6 protein-coding genes are annotated in these 7,707 nt (G+C 76.6%); 4 read left to right on the top strand and 2 right to left on the bottom strand.

The window, feature by feature from the left end; genetic code table 11:
* Positions 1-494: 494 nt before the first annotated feature.
* Complete coding sequence (locus ABD317_RS30740; protein ID WP_344294123.1) at positions 495-1,082, bottom strand: N-acetylmuramoyl-L-alanine amidase; 588 nt, start codon at positions 1,080-1,082, stop codon at positions 495-497.
* A 164-nt stretch (positions 1,083-1,246) separates the two neighbouring features.
* Positions 1,247-2,584: an ROK family transcriptional regulator gene (locus tag ABD317_RS30735; protein WP_344294121.1), complete on the bottom strand. Its 1,338-nt coding sequence runs from the start codon at positions 2,582-2,584 to the stop codon at positions 1,247-1,249.
* A 258-nt stretch (positions 2,585-2,842) separates the two neighbouring features.
* Between ABD317_RS30735 and ABD317_RS30730 the strand changes: the two genes are divergently transcribed.
* From ABD317_RS30730 to ABD317_RS30715, 4 genes are all read left to right on the top strand, one after another.
* Positions 2,843-4,351 (top strand): GntP family permease, encoded by a 1,509-nt coding sequence (locus ABD317_RS30730; protein WP_344294119.1) that lies wholly within the window; start codon positions 2,843-2,845, stop codon positions 4,349-4,351.
* 41 nt (positions 4,352-4,392) lie between these two features.
* On the top strand, positions 4,393-5,697 hold the full coding sequence (locus tag ABD317_RS30725) for a four-carbon acid sugar kinase family protein (RefSeq protein ID WP_344294117.1): 1,305 nt from the start codon (positions 4,393-4,395) through the stop codon (positions 5,695-5,697).
* 110 nt (positions 5,698-5,807) lie between these two features.
* A complete protein-coding gene (pdxA, locus tag ABD317_RS30720) occupies positions 5,808-6,863 on the top strand; it encodes a 4-hydroxythreonine-4-phosphate dehydrogenase PdxA (protein ID WP_027757355.1) in 1,056 nt (351 codons plus the stop codon).
* A gap of 59 nt (positions 6,864-6,922) precedes the next feature.
* On the top strand, positions 6,923-7,707 hold a 785-nt coding region (locus ABD317_RS30715), incomplete at its 3' end, for a DeoR/GlpR family DNA-binding transcription regulator (RefSeq protein ID WP_344294115.1).

Below are 7,707 nucleotides of genomic sequence, written 5' to 3'. Positions count from 1 at the left end.
TCGGCGAGGACGCCGGGCTGGTGGGGGCCGCCGCGGCCGTCGGAGGGGCTGCCGGCTGACGCCCGGCGGCGCCGGGGCGCCCCCGCCGGCCGCTGGATCCGCCGCCTGTCCCGCCCGCCCGTCTGTCCCGTCCCCGGCACAGGCGAGCCCGGCCCCGGGGTGCGGTCCTCGGGACCGGGCTCCGGCGGCCGTCGGCCGAACCCTCGACGGCGACGGCCGCCCGCTACCGGCACGGCCGGGCGCGCACCAGATCCGCAGGCCCCGCCCGGCCTCACCGTATCCGCACACCGCGGCCCGCGTCACCGGGAAAACCGGCGCCGCTCCGCCCCGTCCCACTCCTCGGTCAGGCGCGTCACGTCCTCCGTCGCCGACGGGCCGCGCCCGCATCGTGCAAGCGGCATGCAGGAAGCGCGTCGGGCTTCGGAGGGAGGGACCCGGTGAGCGGCAACACCCCTGAGCCGCCCACCGGGTGCTCGCGGGCCCGGCGCCGGGCGTCAGGCGTTCCGCACCAGCCGCATGTACGTCGTCCAGTTCCAGTTCGGGCCGGGGTCGGTGTGGGTGGCGCCGGGGACCTCGTTGTGGCCGATGATGTGGGCGCGGGTGCGCGGGATGCCGTAGCGGTCGCAGATCGCCGCGGTCAGCTGCGCGGACCGCCGGTACATCACGTCCGTGAACCAGGCCGGCTGGTCCACCCAGCCCTCGTGCTCGATGCCGATGCTGCGGGTGTTGTAGTCCCAGTTCCCGGCGTGCCAGGCGATGTCCTTCTCGCGGACGAGCTGCCCGATGTAGCCGTCCGCCGAGGCGATGAGGTAGTGCGAGGACACGTTGCGGCCGGGGTCCTGGAAGATGTCCACCGCGTCCTGGAAGTACTCCTGGGTCACGTGCACGACCACGAAGTCCACCGGGTACAGGGTCGGGCGGCCGGAGAGCGTGTAGTTGGAGGGGTCGGCCGGTATCCAGTGCGTCGGCGGGTACTGCGCCGCGTGCGCGGGGGAGGCGGCGAGGCCGCCGAGGCCGGCCGCGGCGGCGGTGGCGGCGGCGCCCTGGAGCAGTCGCCTGCGGGGGAGGTTCGCGAAGTCCATGGGGCTCCTGACAGCGGAGGGACATTTGCGCGTACATGACAGTTCGAAACCCATCATGAGGACCTGACGCGCCCCTGCCAAGACACGGCCGGATCTGCCAATGGGCGGACCAAAGGCGGAGGTCGGAGCGGGGTGGGGCGCACCGGCGGCCCGGTGCGCCCGGGTCAGCCGGCGGCCACCGTGCCCGGCGCCTCCATGACGGCGTCGACCACGCTCAACGCCGCCCCCAGCAGCGGCCCCTCGGCGCCGAGCGCCGAGACGGTCAGCCGTACGGTACGGGCCGGGTCGGCGACCCGGCGGCCCAGCTCGCGCTCGACGGCGGGCACCACCCACGGCGCGAGACCGGCGTGCGCGCCGCCCAGCACGACGGCCTCCGGGTCGAGCACGTTCACCGTGCCGGCGATCGCGACGCCCAGCGCGCCGCCCGCCTCCCGCAGCGCCGCCCGCACCAGCGCGTCCCCGCCGGCGGCGCGGGCGGACAGCATGGCGATCCGCCCGCCCGGGCCCGGGTGTTCGGCACGGGCCCGCCCGGGGTCGATCCCGGAGGCCCGCAGCACGGCCTCCTCGCCGGCGTACTGCTCCAGGCACCCGCGCCCGCCGCAGACGCACGGCCGCCCCTGCGGGCGCACGGGCACGTGTCCCAGCTCGCCGGCGAACCCGTGCGCCCCGCGCAGCAGTTCGCCGTCCATGACGACGGCGGCGCCGATGCCGATCTCGGCGGAGACGTGCAGGAAGTGGCGCCCGGGACCGGGGCCGCTGGTGCCGTCCGCGCCGGTGCCCGTTCCCGACGTGCCGGTGCCGGTGCCCGCCGGCCCGGTCCCCGTCGCGGCCTCCCCGCCCCCGCCCGCACCGCGCGGCTCCGCCGGGCCGCCCGGGCCGGCGCTCCCGGCCAGGCGCTGTTCCGCCAGCGCCCCGAGGTTCGCCTCGTTGCCCACGCGGGCCGGCGGCGCGGAAGGCAGCAGCGGGCCGAGGTCGACGCCCTGCCAGCCGAGGTTCGGGGCCCGTACGACCGTCGACTCGTCGCGCGCGATCAGGCCCGGGACCGCCACCGTCAGCCCGGTCGGCGTCAGGCCCTCGCCCCGCACCTCGTCCGTGACCTGCTCGATCAGCCCGGCGAGCCGCGCCAGCACCGGCCCCGGCGGCCGGTCGCGGTTCGCCGCGTCGGCCGCGACCCGGGCCCGTATCCGGCCGCGCAGGTCCACCGCGCAGACCGCGAGGTGGTCCACGCCGATCTCGGCGCCGAGTCCGCACGGCCCGCGGTCGTTGAGCGCCAGCGCGCTGCCGGGCCGCCCCACCGTGCCCGGCCGGCCCGGGCCCAGCTCCACCAGCAGGCCCGCCCGCAGCAGCTCGTCGACGACGGCCGCGACCCCCGCCCGCGTCATGCCGATCCGCGCCGCCACGGCCGCGCGCGACAGCGGGCCCCCGGCGGCCACGGCGCGCAGCGCCAGGGACAGGTTCCGCTGCCGCAGGGCCTGCTGCGTGCGGGGAGACGGCGCCGACACGGGCGACTCCTTCATGGCGGTCCACGGCGGTGAACGGGGGCGGGCGACGAGCGGCGGTGGCGACCGTCACGCAGGTCCCGGGCACGACGACCCTACGGCCTGGCGCCCCGGTACCGGAGGATGGCCGACAGGGCCGACATCTGCAGTTGCGCGAACTACGCAGAAAATCTTGCGCAGACTGCTTGTTTCGCGCAGGTTACCCGTGCATGATGTGCGGGTCCGAACGGACGTCCACAGCAAAGTCGGAGGAGGATCGGCGTGGATCTTCAGCTCTTGGCGGCGCTCGTGCTCGGTATCGCCACGATCATCGTCATCGTGCTGCGCACCAGACTCGACGCCTTCGTCGCACTGCTCATCGCCTCACTGGTGACGGGCTTCGTCGCGGGCGCGCCCGCCACGGACATCCTCGATTCGATCACCGCCGGCTTCGGCTCGACGCTGGGCTCGATCGGCATCGTGATCGGCCTGGGCGTCGGCCTGGGCAAGATCCTGGAGGTCTCCGGCGCCGCGAACGCGCTGGCCAGGGCGTTCGTCCGGGCCTTCGGCAAGGGCCGGGAGCCCTGGGCGATGGGCACGACCGGCGCGGTCGTCTCGATCCCGGTGTTCTGCGACTCCGGCTACGTGATCATGAACCCGCTCGCCCGCTCCATAGCCCGCGTCAAGCGCGCCGGCTACGTGACGCTCGCGCTCGCGCTGGGCTGCGGCATGACCCTCACCCACCACCTGGTGCCGCCGACGCCCGGCCCGCTCGGCGTGGCCGGCATCCTCGACGCCGAGCTGGGCGCGCTGGTGCTGGCGGGCCTGACCTTCGCCATCGCGCTGCTGCCCGTCGTCGTCGGCTACGCGCGCTGGATCGGGCCGAAGCTGGAGAGCGAGGTGTCCGACGAGGTCCGCGAGGCCGTCTACGGCCCGGGCGCGGCCCGTACCGCCACGGTCACCGCCGGCTCCGCACCGGGGTCCGCGGGGGCGCCGGCCGACCTGGCCAAGACCGACGAGGAGCCCGCGGACGACCTGGCGCCGGAGCACGACCCGGCCGCCGCCCTCGGCACCCCGCCGCCCGGCGAGAAGCCGCACCGGATGAGCCCCGGCCTCGCCGTGCTGCCGCTGCTGGTGCCGCTGCTGCTCATCGTCGCCAACACGGTGGCCACCGCCATCGACCAGGACCGCCAGGGCGCGGTCGGCTCCGACGACTACGAGCCCTCGGCCCTGCCGAAGGCCCTGGCCTTCATCGGCAGCCCCGTCGTGGCGCTGCTGATCGGCATCGTGCTCGCGGTGTACGTGCTGCTGCCCCGCTGGACGACCCGCAGCCAGGTCGGCGGCTGGCTCTCCGAGGCCGCCGCGTCCGCCGGGCTCATCATCCTCATCACCGGCGCGGGCGGCGCGCTCGGCCAGGTGCTGCGCGACACCGGCGTGGGCGACGAGCTGGCCGAGGCCATCTCGTCCTGGAACCTGCCCGGCGTGCTGGTGCCGTTCCTCATCGCCACCCTGGTACGGGTCGCGCAGGGCTCCGGGACGGTGGCGATGATCACCGCCGCGTCCGTCACCGCGCCGCTCGTCGACGGACTCGGGATCTCCGCGCTGCTCGCCGCGCTGGCCTGCTGCGCCGGCTCGATGGTCTTCAGCTACTTCAACGACTCCTACTTCTGGGTCGTCACCCGCTTCACCGGCCTCGACGGCATCGCGGCCATCCGCGGCTGGTCGGGCATCACCACGGCCGTGTGGCTCGGCTCGCTGCCGCTGCTGCTGATCGCGAGCACGTTCCTGTGAACGGGCCGGCGAGGGTCCGGCCGGCCGGCCGGCGAGCGGCGGTGCTGGTGGCCGCGGACGACCTGACGGGCGCGAACGCCACGGCGGCGGGCTTCGCCCGGGCCGGGCTGCGCGCGGTCACGGTCGGCGCCGACCAGGGACCGGACGTCCTCGCCGGCCTCGCGGAGCGGTTCGACGCGGTGGTGGTGAGCACCGACAGCCGGCACTGCCCGCCCGCGGAGGCGGCGCGGCGGGTGGCCGCGGCCGTCCGCGCCGGCTGGCCGGCCGAGCTGGTGAGCAACCGCGTCGACTCCACCCTCCGCGGGAACGTCGGCGCCTCCGCCGAGGCCCTGCTGCACGCCGTGCGCGCGGCCTCCGGCCGGCGGGCCGTGGCCCTGTGCGCCCCGGCCCACCCCGCGGCGGGCAGGCACACCGTCCAGGGCACCCAGCTGCTCGACGGCGTGCGGCTGGAGGAGACCGAGCTGGCCCGCGACCCGCGCTCGCCCGTGGCCACCTCCGACATCGCGGAGCTGCTGCGCCGCCAGGCGGACCTGCGGATCGCCCGCCTGCCGCTGTCGGCGGTCACCGCCGAGAGCGGCAGGCTCCGCGCCCACCTCGACAAGGCGATCGCCGACGGCGCCGAGGTGATCGTCGCCGACGCGCTGACCGTCGAGCACCTGGAGCGCACCGCCGCGGCGGCCGTCGCCGCCGGCGGCGACGGGATCGTGTGGACCGGCGTCGACTCCGGCCCCGGCTCGGTGGCGCTGGCCCGCGCGCTCGGCATCACCGGCCGCGCCGCCGGCGCCCCCGTGCTCGCCGTCTCCGGGTCCGCCACCGCGCTGACCCGCACCCAGCTCGCCCGGCTGCGGGCCGCGGAACCGGTGCGCGTCGTACGCCCCGTCACCGCACCCGGCTCGCCCGTCCCCGAGCCCGCCGCCACCGCCGAGGCTCTGGCGGCGGAGCTGGCCGCCGCCGGCCCCGGCGAGGTCGTGCTGCTCGCGACCGTGCTGGACGAGGCCGACGTCGTCGGGCTGGACCCCGCGGACGCGGCGCGGCTGCCGGCGGAGCTGGCCCGCACCGTCCGTACCGCCCTCGAACGGCAGCCCGTCGACGGCCTCTTCGCCACCGGCGGGGACGTGTCCGCCGCGCTCTTCGCCGCGCTGGGCGCCGCCGGGCTCGACGTCGAGGAGGAGCTGGAGCCGCTGGCGGTCGCCGGCAGCTTCGTCGGCGGCGACTGGGCCGGCCTGCCGGTCGTCACCAAGGGCGGCCTGATCGGCGACGCCGACACCACCGTCGTCTGCGTCGCCCACCTGCGCCGCGCGGCCGCCGCCGCCCGGCGGCACGTTCCGGCCGCCGGGAGGCGTTGACCCCGTGCACCCCGTCAACCCCCCGCACCCCGACAGGTCCGAGGAGTTCGGACCGCCCGCAGCACACCGGCCGGCGCAGCGCGCCGCCGCAGCACGAGGAGGAACCACCCATGACCCGCCCCGTCCGCCCCGTCCTCGCCGTCACCCTCGGCGACCCCGTCGGGATCGGCCCGGAGATCACGGCGCGCACCCTCGCCGAGGTCGCCGGGCAGACCGGGCACCCCGCGCACCACGGAATCGCCGTGGGCGACGCCGAGGCACTGCGCCGGGGCGCCCGCGCCGCCGGCCTGGACGTCGAGGTACGCGCCGTGAGCGGCTTCGACGCCGAGCCCGCGGGCGCCGGCGTCATCGACGTCTTCGACACCGGCGAACTCGGCGCCGACGTCCCCGAGTGGGGCAGGGTCGACGCCCGCGCCGGCCGCGCCGCCGTCACCGCCATCGAGGTCGCCACCCGGGCCGCGCTCGACGGCCGGGTCTCCGGGATCGTCACCGGCCCCATCAACAAGGAAGCGATCTGGCAGGCCGGCTCGAAGCACCTCGGCCACACCGAGATGCTCGGCGAGCTGACCGGCGTGACCCGCCAGGACACCATGTTCGTCGTGCGCAACACCGCGGCCGAGGGCCACCACCTGCGGATCTTCTTCACCACCCGGCACGTCGCGCTGCGCACCGCGCTCGACCAGATCACCGCGGAGCGCGTCGGCGACTCCATCCGCAAGGCCGTCACCGCGCTCCAGGTCTTCGGCACCGAGTCGCCCCGCCTGGCCGTCGCCGCGATCAACCCGCACGGCGGCGAGAACGGCGCGTTCGGCGACGAGGAGATCGTGCACATCGGCCCCGCCTGCGACGCGGCCCGCGCCGAGGGCCTCGACGTCAGCGGTCCCGTCCCCGCGGACTCGGTGTTCCACCAGGGCCTCGTCGGCCGGTACGACGGCGTGCTGTCCCACTTCCACGACCAGGGCCACATCCCCGCCAAGACCTACGACTTCGACGGCACCATCTCCGTCACCGTCGGCCTGCCGATCCTGCGCACCTCCGTCGACCACGGCACCGCCTTCGATATCGCGGGCACCGGCCGGGCCGATCACGGCACAATGCTCTCGGCGTATCTCGCGGGCGTGGACTACAGCCCGTTCGCGGAGCGGATCCGCCGGACGTACGGCTGACCTCCCGCCCGCCGCGGAGGACGTGACGCGGCGGACGGACCCGACAGACGGAGGCACGTGTGGCCCACCCGACGGCGCGACGCGGCACGCGCGAGCGGCACGAAGCCCTGCTGCGGCTGCTCCGCGAAGGCACCACGCAGGTGGAGGAGCTGGCCGCGGCGCTCGCCGTGTCGCCGTCCACCGTGCGGCGCGACCTGGGCCGGCTCACCGAGGGCGGCCGGGTGACGCGCACGTACGGCGGCGCGGTGGTGCCCGAGGCGTTCGCCGAGCGGCCGGTCGGGGAGAGCGCGCTGGTACGGCTGCACGCGAAGGCCGCGATCGCGGAGTCGGCGCTCGCGCTGGTGCCGGGCAGCGGCGCGGTGTTCGTCGACGCGGGTACGACGTGCGCGGCGCTCGCCCGGCAGCTGCTCGACGCCGACGCGCCCGCGGGCGGCAGCGTCGTCGTCACCCGCGGCCTGGAGACCGCGCAACTCCTCGCCGGGGCGCCGGACATCGACGTGGTGATGCTCGGCGGCAGCGTCCGGCCGCTGAGCCACGGCCTGGTCGGCCCGCTCACCGACCTCGCGCTGGACCGGCTGTCGTTCTCGGCGGCGTTCCTCGGCGCGGACGCGGTCGACCCCGAACGCGGCGTCGGCGAGCCGACGCTGGAGGAGACGGCGGTCAAGGAGCGCGTCGCCGCCCGGGCGCGCTCGATCGTGGTCCTGGCCGACGCCACGAAGCTGACGGTCGACGACGCACCGGCCTGGACCCGGCTGCCCCGCGGCTGGACGCTGGTCTTCGCCGCCGAGCCGCCGGACGACGTCCAGGGCCGCTGCGCGGCGGCGGGCGTGACGCTCGTCCGCGC

The organism is Streptomyces synnematoformans (assembly GCF_039531005.1).
Classification (GTDB): Bacteria; Actinomycetota; Actinomycetes; order Streptomycetales; family Streptomycetaceae; genus Streptomyces; species Streptomyces synnematoformans.
The sequence above is the reverse complement of the archived record's forward strand: the minus strand, read 5'-3'. Positions and strand labels throughout refer to the sequence as shown.

Coding starts and splice junctions, on each gene's coding strand:
- pdxA (WP_027757355.1), top strand. CDS start 5,808: ATGACCCGCCCCGTCCGCCCCGTCCTCGCCGTCACCCTCGGCGACCCC.
- ABD317_RS30740 (WP_344294123.1), bottom strand. CDS start 1,082: ATGGACTTCGCGAACCTCCCCCGCAGGCGACTGCTCCAGGGCGCCGCC.